Below are 15,110 nucleotides of genomic sequence, written 5' to 3'. Positions count from 1 at the left end.
TATCCCATACCTACATAAATTATGCTATTTAATTTTTTATAATGGAGATAGTGAGCTTTTGAACCATTATATTAGATGGATATAGTGGTATAATAGAGCATGAAAAAATATTTTTATCCACTCTTTTTACTCCTATTAGCCTATGTCTTATTTTCAAGTGACGATGCAAAACTTATTATTGCAGGTATCGCTGTCTTTTTAATAGGCATGGTTTTTATGGAGGATGGTTTTAAGCTTTTTAGCGGAGGTTTAATGGAAAAAGTTTTGAAAAAAAACAACTTCATCTGTACCTAAAGCTATCGGTGCTGGTTTTGTGGCAACTGCAATAGTGCAGAGTTCTTCTCTTCTTACCATCATAGTCATCTCTTTTTTAAGTGCAGAACTTATTTCGCTAAGTGGTGCTATTGGCGTTATTTTTGGCTCAAACATTGGAACAACAACGACAGCTTGGATAGTATCTTCTTTTGGAGTGAAAATAAAAATAGCACAGTTTGCACTTCCCATGATAATCTTTGGAGTAGTTTTCAGGTTTAACGATTCTAAGTCATATCAAGGATTAGGAACTATTTTAGTTGGACTTGGATTTGTATTTCTAGGTATTGCCTATATGAAAGATGGTTTTGAAGCTTTGAACAATGGTATCAATCTAGCTTCTTATGCAATGGATGGTTATCTTGGTGTTTTAGTTTATGTTCTAATTGGTTCTATCGCAACCGTACTTATTCAATCTAGCAGTGCTACAATGGCTCTTATAATAACAGCTTTAGCTACTGGACAGATTGAGTACTTTAACGCACTTCAACTTGCCATTGGAGCAAATATTGGTACAACAGTCACTGCAATACTTGGTTCTCTCAGCTCAAATGCGAATGGAAAAAGATTAGCCATTGCTCATTTGATATTTAATACAGTAACTGCTTTTGTAGCAATAGTCTTTTTGTATCAACTTGCTTCTTTAGTTGGATTTTTATCAAATGTAGTTGGTATTGCAAGTGATGATTATGCTATGAAATTAGCTCTTTTTCACACTATTTTTAATCTTTTAGGTATATTAATAGTTGCACCATTCACATCTAAACTTGTAAAATTTTTAGAGTCAATTTTTGTAATAGAAGAAAATGTGGATATAGCAAAATACCTTGATGATGTAGTTATAAATGTTCCTGAAGCTGCCATAGAAGTTATAAGAAAAGAGGTGATTCATCTTTATGATAATGCTGTAGAAGTTCTCTCTCATGCTCTCTCTCTTCACAGACATCAATACTTAGGTTGTAAAGACATATCTAGTGTCATAAAGCACTCAGATAAAGATATTCATACAGATATAAATACTTTTTATGATAAAAATATAAAAAAACTCTATGGTCAGATAATTCATTATGCGACTATCGCACAAACAGATATGAGTGAAAATCAAAAAACAAGGTATATGAACTAAAAGTTTCATGTAGAGATATTGTTGAGTCCATAAAATCTGTAAGAGAGTTGCAAAAAAATATAAAAGTTTATTTAAATGGTAATAATGAAATAATGAAAGATGAGTATAATTTTTTGAGAAAAGAGATAGCTGGGACAATAGATGCTATTAATAAAATTAGAAAGCTTGATGATGATTTGGATGTTTTATCTAGCATAGAACTGTTAAAACAAGAAGTTGATAAGTTAGACTTAATCCAAAGTGGTAAAATAGATGAATTAATTAGAAATAATCTAATTAAGAAAAAAATGTCAACTTCACTGATAAATGACAGTTCATTTACCTATGAAATATCTAAAAATTTAATCCACACAGCTTCTATCCTCTGGATAAAAGATAGTGATATACAAAATTTAAGGAGTGCTTCATGAATATAGAAAAATTATTTAGAAAAGCTGAAAAGTTTTTTGTGCTAGATAGTGAGATTCAAGAGGGTAAAGAGAACAAAAGAGAGAAGTTAGAACGCTCATTTTCAAAAAAAATAGCAAATATAAAAAAGAAAATTAAAAAAACAGAAGACTCCACTGAGAAAAAAAAGTTAAAAAAAACAATTAAGTGTTTTCAATGAGTTTCTTGATAAATTTTAATTTTTAATAGTTATTGTAAAAAGTGCGCCATTTTCAGTGTTTGTGACGCTTATAGCACCTTCATGTTTTTTAACTATTTGCAAACTCATATACAGACCTATGCCTGTACCTTTGCCATCAGCTTTAGTTGTGACATTTGGCTTAAATATATCAGCTATAACACTCTGTGGAATTCCAAGGGCGTTGTCTTTAAATTCTATGATATTATTGTCTGCATCTATATATGTTTTTATATCAATCGTTCTAGATTTTATATTATGCGTAGCGGTATCCTTTAGGGCATGTTCATTAAAAGCATCTATACTATTACTTATAAGATTTAAAAAAAAGATGTTTAAATTCATTGATAAGACCATAGATGCTAATATTGTCTTGAATTTCTATATTTAGATTTATATTATTTTTAATTAGTTCATCTTTCATTAGTATCTCAACACTTTGTATGCAATCATCGATAAAAAAATCTGCATTTTCTTTTGAAGGTCTGAAAAAAGTTCTAAACTCATTTAGAGTATTTAGCATGTGAGCTATTTGCATCTGAGTCGTTTGTGTCATATCTTTTATGTAGTCATTATCAACTATTCCATCTTTAAAATCATTTTCTAACATATCATTCATCATGCTTAGAGAGTTTAAAGGCTGCTTCCATTGATGAGCAACAGCATCCATCATCTCTCCCATAGCAGCCATTTTTGATTGTTGAGATAGTAGCTTATCTTTTTTACTACTAGATGCTTGAACAATAACAGAACGCTTATCTATTTGTTTTAGAAAGATAGAGTTATTTTTTTGTATCTTTTGAGTTTTCTTTTTTGATTTTGATAGATTTCTATAAGACGGTGGGTTTGCTCTCTAAGCCTATGGTTAGAGAGCCTTGAAAGAAGAATGATTTCATCAATGAGTTTTTGATTTTCATCTTCCATCTAAGTTTTACTTAACTAAAAGCTCTATTTAATGCACAAAACATAGCTTTTACAGATGCTGTTGCTATGTCATTATCTCTACCAACGCCATAACAAGATAAAGTTTCTTTTGTTTGTATTTCTATATATGCAACGGCTAAAGCTGAACTTTTATCTCCACAGGAGTGTTCAGAGTAAGAGTTTATAGTAAACTCATTTTTATAGTCTTTCATAAGAGCATTTTTACAAGCATCTATGGGACCATTTCCTTCTCCTGATGCTACTATCTGCACTCCATTATAACTGTAAGTAAGCGTACAAGAAGATAGTTTATTATCAGATTTTACTCTAAAATCAACAAACGAAATATGTTCTTTTGCTCTAAAGTAAGTGTCTTTAAATATCTCTAAAATCTCTTTAGCATCTAGCTCTTTACCTTTAGCATCTGTAACACCCTGAACTATCTTTCCTATTTCAGGGTGCATAGCTTTTGGTAGGCTATAAGCAAAGTTTTTCTCTAGTATAAAAGCTACTCCGCCTTTACCAGATTGTGAGTTTATACGAATGATACTCTCGTAACTTCTTCCAACATCCTCCGGGTCTATTGGTAAGTATGGAACTTCCCAAAACTCATCTTCTTTATTTTTTTGATAAGCTAAACCTTTGTTTATCGCATCTTGATGTGAGCCAGAAAATGCAGTGTAAACTAACTCTCCAACATAAGGGTGACGAAAGTGTGTATCTATTTCAGTACATCTCTCAACAACATCTAAAACTTCATTTATATTTGTAAAATCAAGTTTAGAGTTTAAACCTTGAGTTGTCATGTTTAAAGCTAAGGTAATAATATCAACATTTCCTGTTCTCTCTCCATTACTTAAAAGTGTTCCTTCAACTCTATCTGCTCCAGCTAAAAGAGCCAACTCAGTAGCTGCTACAGAAGTTCCTCTGTCGTTATGCGTGTGAGTTGAAATGATGACATTTTCTCTATTTTCTAAGTTATTTGCCATCCACTCTATTTGGTCAGCGTAAATATTTGGAGTTGCCATCTCAACAGTTGCAGGAAGGTTTATGATAACTTTTCTTTGTTCACAAATCCCCCACTCTTTTGTAACTGCATTTGAGATTTCTACTGCAAATTCTAACTCTGTTCCTGTAAAACTTTCAGGTGAGTACTCTAAAAATATCTCTCCATCATGAGTCTTTTCATACTTTTTTACTAATTTCACACCTTCTAATGCTAGTTCAATTATCTCTTTTTGACTCTTGCCAAAAACTATTTTTCTTTGAGCAGTAGAAGTAGAGTTGTATAGATGCAAAGTCGCTTTTTTAACACCCTTAAGTGCATCAAAACTTTTAGCAATCAAATGCTCTCTTGCTTGAACTAAAACTTGAACTGTTACATCATCTGGTATAAGATTATCATCAACCAAACGGCGTAAAAAGTCAATTCTACTTTTGAAGCAGATGGAAAACCAACTTCTATTTCTTTAAATCCAAGTTTTAATAAGAGTGCGAAAAGTTCAAGTTTTTTGTTCATGTCCATAGGGTTGATAAGTGCTTGATTTCCATCTCGTAAATCTACACTACACCATAATGGAGCTGAAGTAATTGTTTTAGTTGGCCAAGAACGATTTGGCAAATCTATTTGTGGGTAAGGCTTGTATTTACCTTGTTTTATCTGACTCATAATTGAATCCTTACTTGAAATTTTGATAGGCACTCTTATAAGTTACAGACCATAAATAACTTCATACTCAATGAGAAGAGAAGCTATAAGATACAAGGCGAAAGTTCGCATGAGCTACTAGTAGCTTAAAGAGCTTTTAACGAAGTAGCTTGTAGCTTCTCTTCTCACCCGAAGGGCAACATTTAAAAGATTCATCTTCTGCGTTAAACTTTCTTTAACGATACTCGTATCGCCAAAAAAAGTTTGTCTTGAACCTAAACCTTTTAAATATTGTTGAGAATGAAGTTATTTATGGTCTGTAACTTTAGCTATCTTAATCGCAATTATATCAAATAAATGGTTGGTGTAAGATTATTGTAAAAAAAGCACCTTCATCAGTGTTGTGAACATTAATAGTGCCATTGTTTTTTGTAACGATTTGAGAACTCATATAAAGACCGATTCCTGTGCCTTTTCCTTCTGCTTTTGTTGTTACATTAGGTCTGAAAATATGGTTGATTATATTTTTTGGAATTCCTCCAGCATTATCTTCAACTTCAATATATATGTTTTTACCTTCTTTGTAGGCTCTGATATTAATTTCTCTTGCAGATATATTTTTTTCATTAAAAGCGTCAATAGAATTATTTATTAGATTAATGAAAAGATGTTTAAACTCATTTTTATTTCCAAAGATACTTATGTCTTCATCTATATCTATTTTTATATGTAGGTTTTGAGTGATTAACTCATCTTTCATAAGAATTTCAACATTTTGTATAACGCTACCTATTTGAAAGTCTTCATTTTTAGTAGAAGGTCTTAAAAAGGTTCTAAATTCACTAAGAGTATTTACCATGTGGTCTATTTGTAAATGTACTGTTGTATCTAAATCATCTATATATGAATCGTTTACATGACCAGTGCTATAATCATCTCGAAGTATATCTACCATCATACTTATGGCATTTAAGGGTTGTTTCCATTGATGTGCGACAGCATCTATCATCTCACCCATAGATGCTAAACGAGATTGTTGTTCCATAAGTTTATCTTTTTTATTATGAGATAATATATTTCTTTTATCCCATTTTTTTAAAAAAAAGTCATTTTCTTTTGTAATTTTATTATTTAGGTTTACTTGTTCGTTGTAGATATTTATAAGGGTTTTTATTTTAGAGTAGAGTTCTTTATCAGCATTTTTAGAGAGTTTAACAATTTCATCGATTAGTTCTTTAGAAATATTTTCTTGCATGATACTCTATTTTTTAGTATATTGTATCAAAAAATGAGGCAAAAGCCTCATTTAATTTAGCATTGGTAAGTAGTTTTAAACTCATAAGCAGTTGGACGACCTTCATCTGGCCATACATCACGCTCAAATCTATAATGTTGATAAGCATCTATAAACTCTTGAGTAAATACAGGTTTTAAGAAGTCATTATCACTGATTAGACCTTCTAATGCTTCACGAAGTGTATGTGGCATCTGAGGAATGTTTTTCTCACGAATCTCATCAAGAGAAAGCTCAAATAAATCTTCATCCATTGGACCAACAGGAACAGTTTCTTTTTTGATACCGTCAAGTCCAGCCATCATCATTACAGCAAATGCTAAGTAAGGACAAGCAGTAGAATCTGGAAATCTCATCTCGATACGAGTAGCCATTTCACCAGCACCATAAGGAATACGACAAGCAGCAGAACGATTTTGAGAAGAGTAAGTCAAGATTGAAGGAGCTTCAAACCCTGGTAAAAGTCTTTTGTATGAGTTAGTAGTTGGATTTGTAAAAGCTGAAACAGAAGCAGCATGTTTAAAGATACCACCAGCATAATTAACAGCCATTTGACTTAAGTTTGCATACTGACCTGGAGCATAAAAAAGATTTTTGCCATCTTTCCAAAGTGATTGGTGAACATGCATACCATTTCCGTTGTCACCATAAAGTGGCTTAGGCATAAATGTAGCAGTTTTACCATTGAGGTGAGCTACCATTTTTACAACATATTTGTATTTTTGAACATTATCAGCAGCACCGATGATGTCAGAGAAAACAATTCCAAGTTCATGTTGACCTTGTGCAACTTCATGGTGACCAAGCATTACTTCAAGACCAACTTGCTCTAAAATTTGCATCATTTCAGCTCTCATATCAACAGCAGAATCCGTCGGTGCTACTGGAAAGTAACCACCTTTAGTTCCTGGTCTATGACCAGTATTGTACATATCTTTATACTCAGTATTAGAGTTCCAGCCACCCTCTTCAGTATCGACTTTATAACCAGCTTGATTGATATTATCAACAAAAGTTACATTGTCAAAGATAAAAAATTCATTTTCAGGTCCAAAGTAAGCAGTATCAGCTATGCCAATCTCTTCAGCATGTTTAAGTGTTGCTTTTGCGATTGAACGAGGGCATCTTTCATAAGCTTGATCTTTGTAAATATCATAAACATCACAAATTACAATAATAGTAGGGTCAGCAGTAAATGGATCTAAGAAGGCAGTTCCAACATCAGGCTTTAATAGCATATCTGATTTGTTTATTGGTTGCCATGCCTCGATTGAAGAACCATCAAATGGTAATCCATTCTCAAGTTGAGTAGCATTAACAGCACTCATTCTATAACTGATATGGTGCCATGCACCTTTAATATCTGTAAATCTAAAGTCTACAAATTGAACATCATTTTCTTCACAAAAAGCAAAAAACTCTTCTGTATTGTTAACAAATTTTCCCATTCATTTTCTCCCGAAATTAAAATTTGATATTAGTATATCTCATTTACATTTAATCAAAAGATAATTTTTGTTTAAATTTTAACCAATAACTAAATAATGTTTCATAAATACTCTAAAGCCTTGACAGCTATAAAAATTACGCCTAAAAATATAATAGATGAAATGAAGACTAAAGCAGTTACAACTTTTGGTTTGCAATCATACAGAGATGCTAAGTTTACATTTGCAACTGCAAGAGGCATCATAAGTTCTATAAAGATTATGCCTTTTATCATAGAATCAAGTTCTAAAAAGTAAAGAACTATGAAGGCTATAAGTGGCAAGAGGATAAACTTGAAAGTAATTACCCAGATTATTAGGCTTTTACTAACTTCTTTTATTTTAGTTCCATAAAGATAGATACCAAATAAAAAGAGTTGCATAGTCATAGATGCGTATGCTCCCATCATTAACATATTTGCTATTGCACCTGATGGTTTGTACCCGTAGATGCTAAGAAGTATAGCAATGATAGATGCCCATAAAATAGGAAGTTTTATGATGTTAAAAAGTGAGGTTTTTATGTCATAAGTGCTACGAGAGTAGTAAAAAACACCAACAGTGTAAACTACAAAAACATTCACAAGGTTTACGACAGTGGTATATGGAATGGACTCTTCTCCAAATATAGCTATGTTTATCGGGATTCCTAAGTTCCCAGTATTACCTATGATGGCTGCAACTGTTGCTATGGAGTACTCTTTTGGTGAAGAGAAGAGTTTTTTTGCAACAAAAATAGATACTAAAAGTAAAATTAGAACGATACCTAGATAAATACTTGGAGCATATAAAAGTGTAATATCGATAGGGCGAATAAGAAGTCCCCAAAAGGTTAAAAAGACTTGTAAAAAATATATATTTATAAGGTTTATGGTTTTATCATCAATTTTTTCTTTAAAACTCAGCTTTGCTATAAAACCGATCACGATGAAGATGTAGATGCTAAGAATAGAAAATATTATTGAACTCATGATAGTATTATAACTATTATATTATAGAATTTGAAAAAGAATTTAACTATCATATTTGCATTGATTATCATAATTTTTTTTAGATAAAAATTAACTAAAGTTATTATATGCTATAATGAAGTATTATAAATATAATAGAAAATAGTTATAAAAGAGTATAGTTAAATATTGAAGTACAAGGTTGAAATAATGGTAAAAAATATTTTAAGAGTTAAAAAATCTTATATGCGTTATCCCTATAAATTATTATTAGCATTAGGTCTTTTTATAAATACAAGCAGCGTATATGCAGAAGATTTTAATCCATATTATGTTGAATTATTTAGTGGACAGGCAGTAAGTATTTATGGTGGTCCTAATTCTGGACCAGATACTTCAGGCGGTTCTTTTAATGGGCGTATGAGTGATATAAATCTTCATGTTAATACAATGAATGGAGTTCGTATTGGTTATAGAGTGTCAAATAATTATCGCTTTGATATTAGCTACTACAAAATAAAGAGTAATTTGGATTGGACAACTAACTTTCCAGGAAATCATCACACTGAATTTATCGCAGATATGGATTCACGATTAATTTTGCTTAGTGCTTATTATGATTTTACTACCATAAATTCTTTTTCACCTTACATCGGAGTAGGCATTGGTCAGTCAAGAAATGAATTTAAATCTGGAGAGGAATTCAGCAACGGTAAGCATCTTACTTATCTAAAGGATAAAACTACAATAGGACTTTCTTATCGCCTAGCAGTAGGCATCGACTATTTATTAAGTCAAAATCTATCATTTACTGCTGATTTATCATTAGTAAATATAGGTGATGCCTCTTCAGGTGATGAAAGAACAGCAGGAAATACAACGCATTCAATCGGAGTTTACAAATTTGAAGATATGTGGATAAGAACGATAAGCATTGGCTTAAAATATCATTTTTAAATTATAATGAGATTATATTTGTTATAATTTCATCATGCAAACAATCCAAAATATTCAAAAATGTATAAATGAAAATATAGCGGTTATGGTTTACTTTTCTGCTCCGACTTGTAATGTCTGTCATGCACTAAAACCTAAACTTTTAGAGGCAATAGATGCTAACTTTAAAGAGTTTAAAATTCAGAGTGTGGATATCTCGTTAAATGAAGAAATAGCTCCTCATTTTGGAGTTTTTAGTATTCCTACTGTTTTAGTTTTTCTTGATTCTAAAGAGTTTTTACGAAAATCTCGTCACATGAGTGTTGATGAGGTTATTCGTGAGATTAAAAGACCTTATGAGATTATGACTTCATGAAAAAAAATATCTTAATAACTGGTTGTTCTAGTGGTATCGGGTATGATACCGCTCATTATTTACATCAAAATGGCTACAAAGTTTACGCAACTGCCAGAAAAGAAGAAGATGTAAAAAGATTAAGAAGTGAAGGTTTAGATGCTTATTTACTTGATGTTACTTCTTCTTCAAACATTAAAAAGATACTAGATTTTATAACTAAAGATAAAGAACTTTATGCAGTTTTTAACAACGCTGGATTTGGGCAACCTGGAGCAGTTGAAGATATAACAACAGATGCACTAAAAGAGCAGTTTGAAACAAACTTTTTCGGACTCCATGAGCTAACAAGACAAAGTCTTAAAATTATGCGAAAACAAGGATATGGAAGAATTTTACAACACTCTTCTGTTTTGGGAATTATCTCTCTTCGTTTTAGAGGAGCTTACAATGCATCTAAGTATGCCATAGAAGGCTTATGTGACACACTTCGTTTGGAACTTATGGATACAGATATATTTGTCTGCACCATAAATACAGGCCCTGTTAGGTCTGACTTTAGACAAAATGCTTTAAAAATGTTTAAAAAAAATGTCATTTCAAAAGGCAGTATTTTTGAGAGAGAGTACAACGAAGAACTACTAGAATCAAAAGAAGAAAAAGAAAATGACCCCTTCACAAAAAACTCTGTCGTTGTTATAAAAAATATAGTTCATGCTCTTGAAGCTAAAAAACCACAAGCAAGATATTATAACACTCTAGCTACTCATATACTAGGTGCGTTGAAAAGAGTTTTGACTACTAGTATGCTTGATAAGATTTTGATAAAAATCTAATTTGAGAACTAGATTTTTTTTGCTATAATAGATAAAATTAAAATATAAGGAGTATATTATGCAAACAATGGCAGTAGAAGTTCAAGATGATTATGTGAATGATTTTATGAATTATGTTAATAATCATAGTGACCGCATAACTATATCAAAGGATAAGAACTTAGAATATGATCCTTATTTTTACGAAAGACAAAAAGAACTACAAAAAGATTTAGAAGATATTGAGAATGGGAAAGCTGAGTTTTTAACTCAAGAACAGTATGATGATGAAATGAATACTTTTTTCAAAGAACTAAAATCAAAATATGACAATTAAGCGTTTAAAAAGATATAAAAACAATCTTTTTCAAATTCTAGACTATATAGCACAAGACAAACTAAGTGCAAGTGAAAATTTTAAAAATGAGTTAGATGAATTAATCAACAACTTACCAAACTTTCCATACAAATTTAGAAAATCAAAATATTTTGGCAATGATAGTATAAGAGATATGATTTACAAAGGATATACAATAGTATATAAAGTAGATTTAGAAAAAAATCTGATTAGGATTATCAGAATATTTAATAAAAATAAGCCTCCTACTAAAATTAAATAGCTCTGATAAATAGGGTAAGTTACATGACCACAAGTATGCTTGAGAAAGATTTAATCACATTAATATTTTATCGTTCCTCTTATTAATGATAGAATTATTTCTTATGTATTTTCGTTGTGACATACAAATGTCAGAATAGATACTATGAAATTTTATATAAGGAATTTTTAATGTTTAAAAGTATATTGATAGTGAGCATTATGCTCATAAGTAGTTTAGTTCAAGCAGATTCAGTAGAACTACAAAAAATGAAACAAATGTTATCTCAAATGGATAATCCACCAGCATCTATGCTTCAGATGGTTAAAGATTTGGAAAAAGCAGAAAAAAGATCAAATAAAGGTAAGCGTGTTAAGAGTAAATCCTTAAGTGAATTTTCTTGTAAAGATAATATAGCTGGTGTATATAAAAGTAGTAATGGCAACCAAATAGTTACAATTAATTCACGAGGAACAGGAAGTTTTGTTCAATATACCTATGATGCAAAGTATAAAGATTATCATGGATACAAGGGCGAAGTTGATTTTGATTGGTCAACAACAAAAACAACAATGAGGTTTAATTATACATCTAAAATGAGAACAACTCAGAAAGAAACCGGTAGAGTTAAAGCTAAGAAAATAAAAAGTGGTACTGTTAGCTGTGAGTTTGCAGGTTCATATATTGATATTGGTGGAGTTATGTATTATCGATAAAATACACTTTAGTCACAAGAAATATAGTAAATTACATCTCATGAGAGATGTAACCAGAAAAAAGAGATAATTGTAAATAAATTGATAAGGAATAAAAATGCCTAAGTGCATAAAATGTAATTATAACTTTCCAGAGAAAGAATTAAATGATGGGTATTGCACGGACTGTGTAAGTCCTGAAGTTATTAGAAAAGAACAAATAGTAGAAGTGATAAGAAGAGAAAAATCAAGAAGAGAGGAAGAATTAAGAAAAGAAAAAATAGATTCCATTTTTGTAACAACGGAAACTTTTATTGATGTGCCAATAGAAAAAAGAATTTGTATCGTTTCTGCACAATGTGTATATGGAATAAATATTATAAAAGATTTATTTAATTTTGTAAGAGATATTGTAGGTGGTAGAATAGGCTCAATTGAATCAGGTTTAAATCAAGCAAATGAAACTATTTTAAAAGAATTAAAAGAAAAAGTAATTTTAAATGGTGGAGATGCAATAATAGGAGTTAAAATAGAACACACTTATAATAATGCTAATGGTGGTTCAATTTTATCTGTATTTGCTACAGGTACAGTTGTGAAATTTAGTTTAATGAAAAATTAAATAATCTTGATAGAGTTATATCGTTCCATCTTTTCAAGATGGAATGCCTACAAATAATGAGATACATCACAGCTCAGGAGAGCTGTGACGAGGAGTAATCCAACCTTATCTCATAAAAGCCAAAAGTGAAGCAGTTACTGCTACATTTAGTGACTCAACGCCTCTTTGCATTGGGATGGAGATGGAGTTGTTACAAAGTTTTTCAACTTCTGGGCTTATCCCATCGCTTTCATTTCCTAAAACGAAGATAGATTTTTTTTCTGCTTTAACATTATAGATGCTATTCTTTGCATGAGAAGAAAGAGCGTAGATACTAGTGTCCTTTAGCTTTGGTAAAATTTCATCAAGTGAGTAACAGTAGTAAATAGGAAGTTTAAAGAGAGTCCCAGCACTAGCTTTGATTACAAGTGGAGAAATTTTTGCAGAACTTTTCTTAGGTAAAATTATTCCATCTACATTTCCAGCAGCACAAGAACGGATAATCATTCCAAGATTTTGTGGATTTTGGATACCATCTAAAGCGATAAGCCTAAAGTTATTAAGGTTTTGTATTTCATTTGCACTCTTATAAGTTTGTGCGATTATATCTATGGCGACACCTTGGTCTTGTTTAGCATTTTTACTTATTCTAGAAAGAGAGTTCTTTTCATGGTAAGTTATCTCTATATTTCTTGTGTTTGCTAGACTTAAAATAGTTTTTATAGCGCCATCTGGTTTATTGCTAGATGCAAGGTGTAGTTTATGCACCTCTATGCTGGAGTCTTGCAAAGCTTCTATAACAACATTCCTTCCATAAAGTGTAATAATCTTTTGGAAATATGCTTTTTTGTCTTTATACTCTTGTGAATCTTCCACAATTAATCCTTCTTTTAGTTATAAACGACATTTTACACTATTTTTACACTTTATTTTTTTATAGTTCTATTATAAATAAAAAGAAGGAGTTTTAAAATGACAACGATTAGCATAATTAACGGAACTATTATAAAAGATGGACGCTTTGTTGTTCCACGAGAGTGTCAAGTTGGCGTTAGAGTTGAGAATGTTTTTGATTACTTTTCTAAAAATGCGATAGATTTAGACTACAAAGTTCATGATGGTTTAGTTAGTGTTTGGACAAACAACTACTACGCAAAACAAAAACTAATCAAAGCTCTTTTAGAAGATAAAATGATACGCCCAAGTCAACTGCTTAGTGCGTAAGTTATTTATTGCACAATATCATAAATAATTTCAGTTTTATTTTTTATAACTTTTATCTCTTTAATGTTTAAACCCTCAATTTCAAGTGACATAAACTCTTCCATAGAATGTATGTCTCGTTTTGCTAATTCTCTTAAAACCAAACCTCTATAAGCTTTTGCCCAGTGACTTACCGACTTACCATTTTTTAAAAATTTTAAAGTTGTATAGGGTTTTGTAACCTTGTAAAATTTCTCATAATATCCAGCACGAAGGTCTAAAATCTCATCTTTACTTAAAAATAAATCTAGCTGATAAGAAAATCTATCTTTATAAAATTTATCAGGAATTATATCTCCAATATCATTACCTTGTTTTACCTTGTAGTTTGCGATAGTATCTCCACCTAAAATAGGACCGTAAAGGTTTGAAAATATTATGGTGTTTAATTTTAAATATTTGTGTGCAGATGCATCTAGAGAGTTATAATCTAAATAATTATAAGCTACACCTTTGTATCTTTGTATGGCACTCATAAGACTAGAGTTGCATACATCGTTCATATAGATTTTACAATCATCAAATTTTTTAAAACCAAATAATTTTTTTATTTGAGTTTCATCAGAGTTTAAAACTATTTTATTGTACTCATCTAAAATATTTTTCCTTGCTTCATTTGAGCCAAGAAGTGCTCTTTTTGACTCACTGCCGCCACTGTTTTTTCCTTCAGAGGGTGAAAATAATATTTTTAGCATTTATAAATCCTTATTTAAGAGAGTCCAATTATATCAATTTAAATGATATAATAGGTAAAAATAATTATAGGGGTTTATTGTGAAAAGATTTTTATTGTCTATTGTTATGGTTTTAGTATGTCTTACAAATTTAGATGCAAGTGTTAGCATTGGAAGTGTAAAAAGTATAGATGGAAATGTTAAAATCAAAAATGAAGGATCATTTAAAAAGAGCAAAGTAAAAGTTGGCTTAGAAATCAAAAAAGGTGATTTGATAACTACTGGTAAAAAAGCGAGTGCTGTCATTAATCTTAGCGATGGCTCTACTTTAGTTCTTGATAAAAGTTCAACTCTGTTTTTTGCATCTGTAAAACTTACTGAACAACTTCAAGGTAGAGTTTACTATAAAATCACTTCTAGAGATTCCAAAAATGCCATTAAAGTTAAAACACCATTTGCAATTATCGGCATCAAAGGAACAACTTTCGTGGTAAGCGTTGGTGAAAAATCTTCTGTAAAATTAAAAGAAGGTTTAGTTGGAATCCAGAGCATAAAAGAGGAGTTTGAGCTTTATAGAAAGGCTATAAGAGCAGAGTATAATAACTATGTTTCTAAGCAACAGAGTGAATATGAAAAGTTTTTAAGTGAACAAAACAAAGGTAAAGCTGAACTAACAAAAGAGTTTGACCTTCAAGCTGGAAATACTATTGTTTTTGATGGGCAAAAAGTTGATGAGAAAACTTTTTCTAAAGATGATGATGCTGAATTTGAATATTTTGAAAAACTTATGGGTTCTATAAAGTAAA

At 30.8% G+C, this 15,110-nt stretch carries 21 protein-coding genes and 1 pseudogene; 13 read left to right on the top strand and 9 right to left on the bottom strand.

The window, feature by feature from the left end; translation table 11 throughout:
* Positions 1 to 99 precede the first annotated feature (99 nt).
* The 4 genes from MOV50_RS04820 to MOV50_RS04805 are packed head-to-tail and all read left to right on the top strand — an operon-like array spanning position 100 to position 2,045.
* Complete coding sequence (locus MOV50_RS04820; RefSeq protein WP_321779267.1) at positions 100 to 294, top strand: hypothetical protein; 195 nt, start codon at positions 100 to 102, stop codon at positions 292 to 294.
* 19 nt (positions 295 to 313) lie between these two features.
* A complete protein-coding gene (locus MOV50_RS04815) occupies positions 314 to 1,438 on the top strand; it encodes a Na/Pi symporter (RefSeq protein ID WP_321779266.1) in 1,125 nt (374 codons plus the stop codon).
* 47 nt (positions 1,439 to 1,485) lie between these two features.
* Positions 1,486 to 1,848, top strand: a complete 363-nt coding sequence (locus MOV50_RS04810; protein WP_321779265.1) for a hypothetical protein — start codon at positions 1,486 to 1,488, stop codon at positions 1,846 to 1,848.
* Positions 1,845 to 2,045 (top strand): hypothetical protein, encoded by a 201-nt coding sequence (locus tag MOV50_RS04805; protein WP_321779264.1) that lies wholly within the window; start codon positions 1,845 to 1,847, stop codon positions 2,043 to 2,045. Before MOV50_RS04810 ends, MOV50_RS04805 begins: the two co-directional genes overlap by 4 nt.
* A gap of 15 nt (positions 2,046 to 2,060) precedes the next feature.
* Here the strand turns inward: MOV50_RS04805 and MOV50_RS04800 are convergent, their stop codons facing one another.
* The 7 genes and pseudogenes from MOV50_RS04800 to MOV50_RS04770 all read right to left on the bottom strand — a co-directional run bounded on the left by MOV50_RS04800 (position 2,061) and on the right by MOV50_RS04770 (position 8,387).
* Complete coding sequence (locus MOV50_RS04800; RefSeq protein WP_321779263.1) at positions 2,061 to 2,408, bottom strand: sensor histidine kinase; 348 nt, start codon at positions 2,406 to 2,408, stop codon at positions 2,061 to 2,063.
* Positions 2,371 to 2,754, bottom strand: a complete 384-nt coding sequence (locus MOV50_RS04795; RefSeq protein WP_321779262.1) for a hypothetical protein — start codon at positions 2,752 to 2,754, stop codon at positions 2,371 to 2,373. The genes MOV50_RS04800 and MOV50_RS04795 overlap by 38 nt, the downstream gene beginning before the upstream one ends.
* 77 nt (positions 2,755 to 2,831) lie before the next feature.
* Positions 2,832 to 2,987 (bottom strand): hypothetical protein, encoded by a 156-nt coding sequence (locus MOV50_RS04790; RefSeq protein WP_321779261.1) that lies wholly within the window; start codon positions 2,985 to 2,987, stop codon positions 2,832 to 2,834.
* Between the two features lie 11 nt (positions 2,988 to 2,998).
* A pseudogene (gene leuA / locus MOV50_RS04785) lies at positions 2,999 to 4,656 on the bottom strand (2-isopropylmalate synthase).
* 328 nt (positions 4,657 to 4,984) lie between these two features.
* Positions 4,985 to 5,890 carry a HAMP domain-containing sensor histidine kinase gene (locus tag MOV50_RS04780; protein WP_321779260.1) on the bottom strand — a complete coding sequence of 302 codons (906 nt, stop codon included), beginning with the start codon at positions 5,888 to 5,890 and terminating at the stop codon, positions 4,985 to 4,987.
* Positions 5,891 to 5,946: 56 nt separating this feature from the next.
* The gene (glnA, locus tag MOV50_RS04775) at positions 5,947 to 7,377 is read right to left on the bottom strand and encodes a type I glutamate--ammonia ligase (RefSeq protein ID WP_321779259.1); all 1,431 of its coding nucleotides are present in this window, start codon (positions 7,375 to 7,377) and stop codon (positions 5,947 to 5,949) included.
* Between the two features lie 101 nt (positions 7,378 to 7,478).
* Entirely contained in the window at positions 7,479 to 8,387 is a 909-nt protein-coding gene (locus MOV50_RS04770) for an AEC family transporter (RefSeq protein ID WP_321779258.1), read from the bottom strand.
* A 168-nt stretch (positions 8,388 to 8,555) separates the two neighbouring features.
* Between MOV50_RS04770 and MOV50_RS04765 the strand changes: the two genes are divergently transcribed.
* From MOV50_RS04765 to MOV50_RS04735, 7 genes are all read left to right on the top strand, one after another.
* Positions 8,556 to 9,323 (top strand): outer membrane protein, encoded by a 768-nt coding sequence (locus MOV50_RS04765; RefSeq protein WP_321779257.1) that lies wholly within the window; start codon positions 8,556 to 8,558, stop codon positions 9,321 to 9,323.
* A gap of 34 nt (positions 9,324 to 9,357) precedes the next feature.
* Positions 9,358 to 9,678, top strand: coding sequence for a thioredoxin family protein (locus tag MOV50_RS04760; protein WP_321779256.1), 321 nt, complete (start codon positions 9,358 to 9,360; stop codon positions 9,676 to 9,678).
* Positions 9,675 to 10,493: an SDR family NAD(P)-dependent oxidoreductase gene (locus tag MOV50_RS04755; RefSeq protein WP_321779255.1), complete on the top strand. Its 819-nt coding sequence runs from the start codon at positions 9,675 to 9,677 to the stop codon at positions 10,491 to 10,493. Before MOV50_RS04760 ends, MOV50_RS04755 begins: the two co-directional genes overlap by 4 nt.
* 58 nt (positions 10,494 to 10,551) lie before the next feature.
* Entirely contained in the window at positions 10,552 to 10,809 is a 258-nt protein-coding gene (locus MOV50_RS04750) for a hypothetical protein (protein ID WP_321779254.1), read from the top strand.
* A complete protein-coding gene (locus MOV50_RS04745; RefSeq protein WP_321779253.1) occupies positions 10,799 to 11,092 on the top strand; it encodes a type II toxin-antitoxin system RelE/ParE family toxin in 294 nt (97 codons plus the stop codon). Before MOV50_RS04750 ends, MOV50_RS04745 begins: the two co-directional genes overlap by 11 nt.
* A 170-nt stretch (positions 11,093 to 11,262) precedes the next feature.
* The gene (locus tag MOV50_RS04740; RefSeq protein WP_321779252.1) at positions 11,263 to 11,787 is read left to right on the top strand and encodes a hypothetical protein; all 525 of its coding nucleotides are present in this window, start codon (positions 11,263 to 11,265) and stop codon (positions 11,785 to 11,787) included.
* A gap of 97 nt (positions 11,788 to 11,884) precedes the next feature.
* Positions 11,885 to 12,388, top strand: a complete 504-nt coding sequence (locus tag MOV50_RS04735; protein WP_321779251.1) for a YbjQ family protein — start codon at positions 11,885 to 11,887, stop codon at positions 12,386 to 12,388.
* A gap of 105 nt (positions 12,389 to 12,493) precedes the next feature.
* Here MOV50_RS04735 and MOV50_RS04730 read toward each other — a convergent pair whose 3' ends face one another.
* Positions 12,494 to 13,243, bottom strand: coding sequence for an RNA methyltransferase (locus tag MOV50_RS04730; protein WP_321779250.1), 750 nt, complete (start codon positions 13,241 to 13,243; stop codon positions 12,494 to 12,496).
* A gap of 96 nt (positions 13,244 to 13,339) precedes the next feature.
* On the opposite strand from MOV50_RS04730, the gene MOV50_RS04725 reads away from it, so the two are divergent.
* Entirely contained in the window at positions 13,340 to 13,591 is a 252-nt protein-coding gene (locus tag MOV50_RS04725) for a hypothetical protein (protein ID WP_321779249.1), read from the top strand.
* A gap of 5 nt (positions 13,592 to 13,596) precedes the next feature.
* On the opposite strand, the gene MOV50_RS04720 is transcribed toward MOV50_RS04725, so the two are convergent.
* Complete coding sequence (locus tag MOV50_RS04720; protein ID WP_321779248.1) at positions 13,597 to 14,325, bottom strand: YaaA family protein; 729 nt, start codon at positions 14,323 to 14,325, stop codon at positions 13,597 to 13,599.
* A gap of 79 nt (positions 14,326 to 14,404) precedes the next feature.
* Here MOV50_RS04720 and MOV50_RS04715 point away from each other — a divergent pair, with 79 nt between their 5' ends.
* Positions 14,405 to 15,109 carry a FecR family protein gene (locus tag MOV50_RS04715; RefSeq protein ID WP_321779247.1) on the top strand — a complete coding sequence of 235 codons (705 nt, stop codon included), beginning with the start codon at positions 14,405 to 14,407 and terminating at the stop codon, positions 15,107 to 15,109.
* The last annotated feature ends 1 nt before the right edge of the window (position 15,110 follow it).

Origin of the sequence: Sulfurimonas sp., assembly GCF_029027585.1 — a bacterium.
GTDB lineage: Bacteria > Campylobacterota > Campylobacteria > Campylobacterales > Sulfurimonadaceae > Sulfurimonas.
Note: the sequence above shows the minus strand (reverse complement) of the source record. Positions and strands in the feature narration are given on the sequence as shown.

Coding starts and splice junctions, on each gene's coding strand:
- MOV50_RS04760 (WP_321779256.1), top strand. CDS start 9,358: ATGCAAACAATCCAAAATATTCAAAAATGTATAAATGAAAATATAGCG.
- MOV50_RS04745 (WP_321779253.1), top strand. CDS start 10,799: ATGACAATTAAGCGTTTAAAAAGATATAAAAACAATCTTTTTCAAATT.
- MOV50_RS04790 (WP_321779261.1), bottom strand. CDS start 2,987: ATGGAAGATGAAAATCAAAAACTCATTGATGAAATCATTCTTCTTTCA.
- MOV50_RS04720 (WP_321779248.1), bottom strand. CDS start 14,325: ATGCTAAAAATATTATTTTCACCCTCTGAAGGAAAAAACAGTGGCGGC.
- MOV50_RS04770 (WP_321779258.1), bottom strand. CDS start 8,387: ATGAGTTCAATAATATTTTCTATTCTTAGCATCTACATCTTCATCGTG.
- MOV50_RS04740 (WP_321779252.1), top strand. CDS start 11,263: ATGTTTAAAAGTATATTGATAGTGAGCATTATGCTCATAAGTAGTTTA.
- MOV50_RS04755 (WP_321779255.1), top strand. CDS start 9,675: ATGAAAAAAAATATCTTAATAACTGGTTGTTCTAGTGGTATCGGGTAT.
- MOV50_RS04820 (WP_321779267.1), top strand. CDS start 100: ATGAAAAAATATTTTTATCCACTCTTTTTACTCCTATTAGCCTATGTC.
- MOV50_RS04750 (WP_321779254.1), top strand. CDS start 10,552: ATGCAAACAATGGCAGTAGAAGTTCAAGATGATTATGTGAATGATTTT.
- MOV50_RS04780 (WP_321779260.1), bottom strand. CDS start 5,890: ATGCAAGAAAATATTTCTAAAGAACTAATCGATGAAATTGTTAAACTC.
- MOV50_RS04725 (WP_321779249.1), top strand. CDS start 13,340: ATGACAACGATTAGCATAATTAACGGAACTATTATAAAAGATGGACGC.
- glnA (WP_321779259.1), bottom strand. CDS start 7,377: ATGGGAAAATTTGTTAACAATACAGAAGAGTTTTTTGCTTTTTGTGAA.
- MOV50_RS04805 (WP_321779264.1), top strand. CDS start 1,845: ATGAATATAGAAAAATTATTTAGAAAAGCTGAAAAGTTTTTTGTGCTA.
- MOV50_RS04795 (WP_321779262.1), bottom strand. CDS start 2,754: ATGGCTGCTATGGGAGAGATGATGGATGCTGTTGCTCATCAATGGAAG.
- MOV50_RS04800 (WP_321779263.1), bottom strand. CDS start 2,408: ATGAATTTAAACATCTTTTTTTTAAATCTTATAAGTAATAGTATAGAT.
- MOV50_RS04735 (WP_321779251.1), top strand. CDS start 11,885: ATGCCTAAGTGCATAAAATGTAATTATAACTTTCCAGAGAAAGAATTA.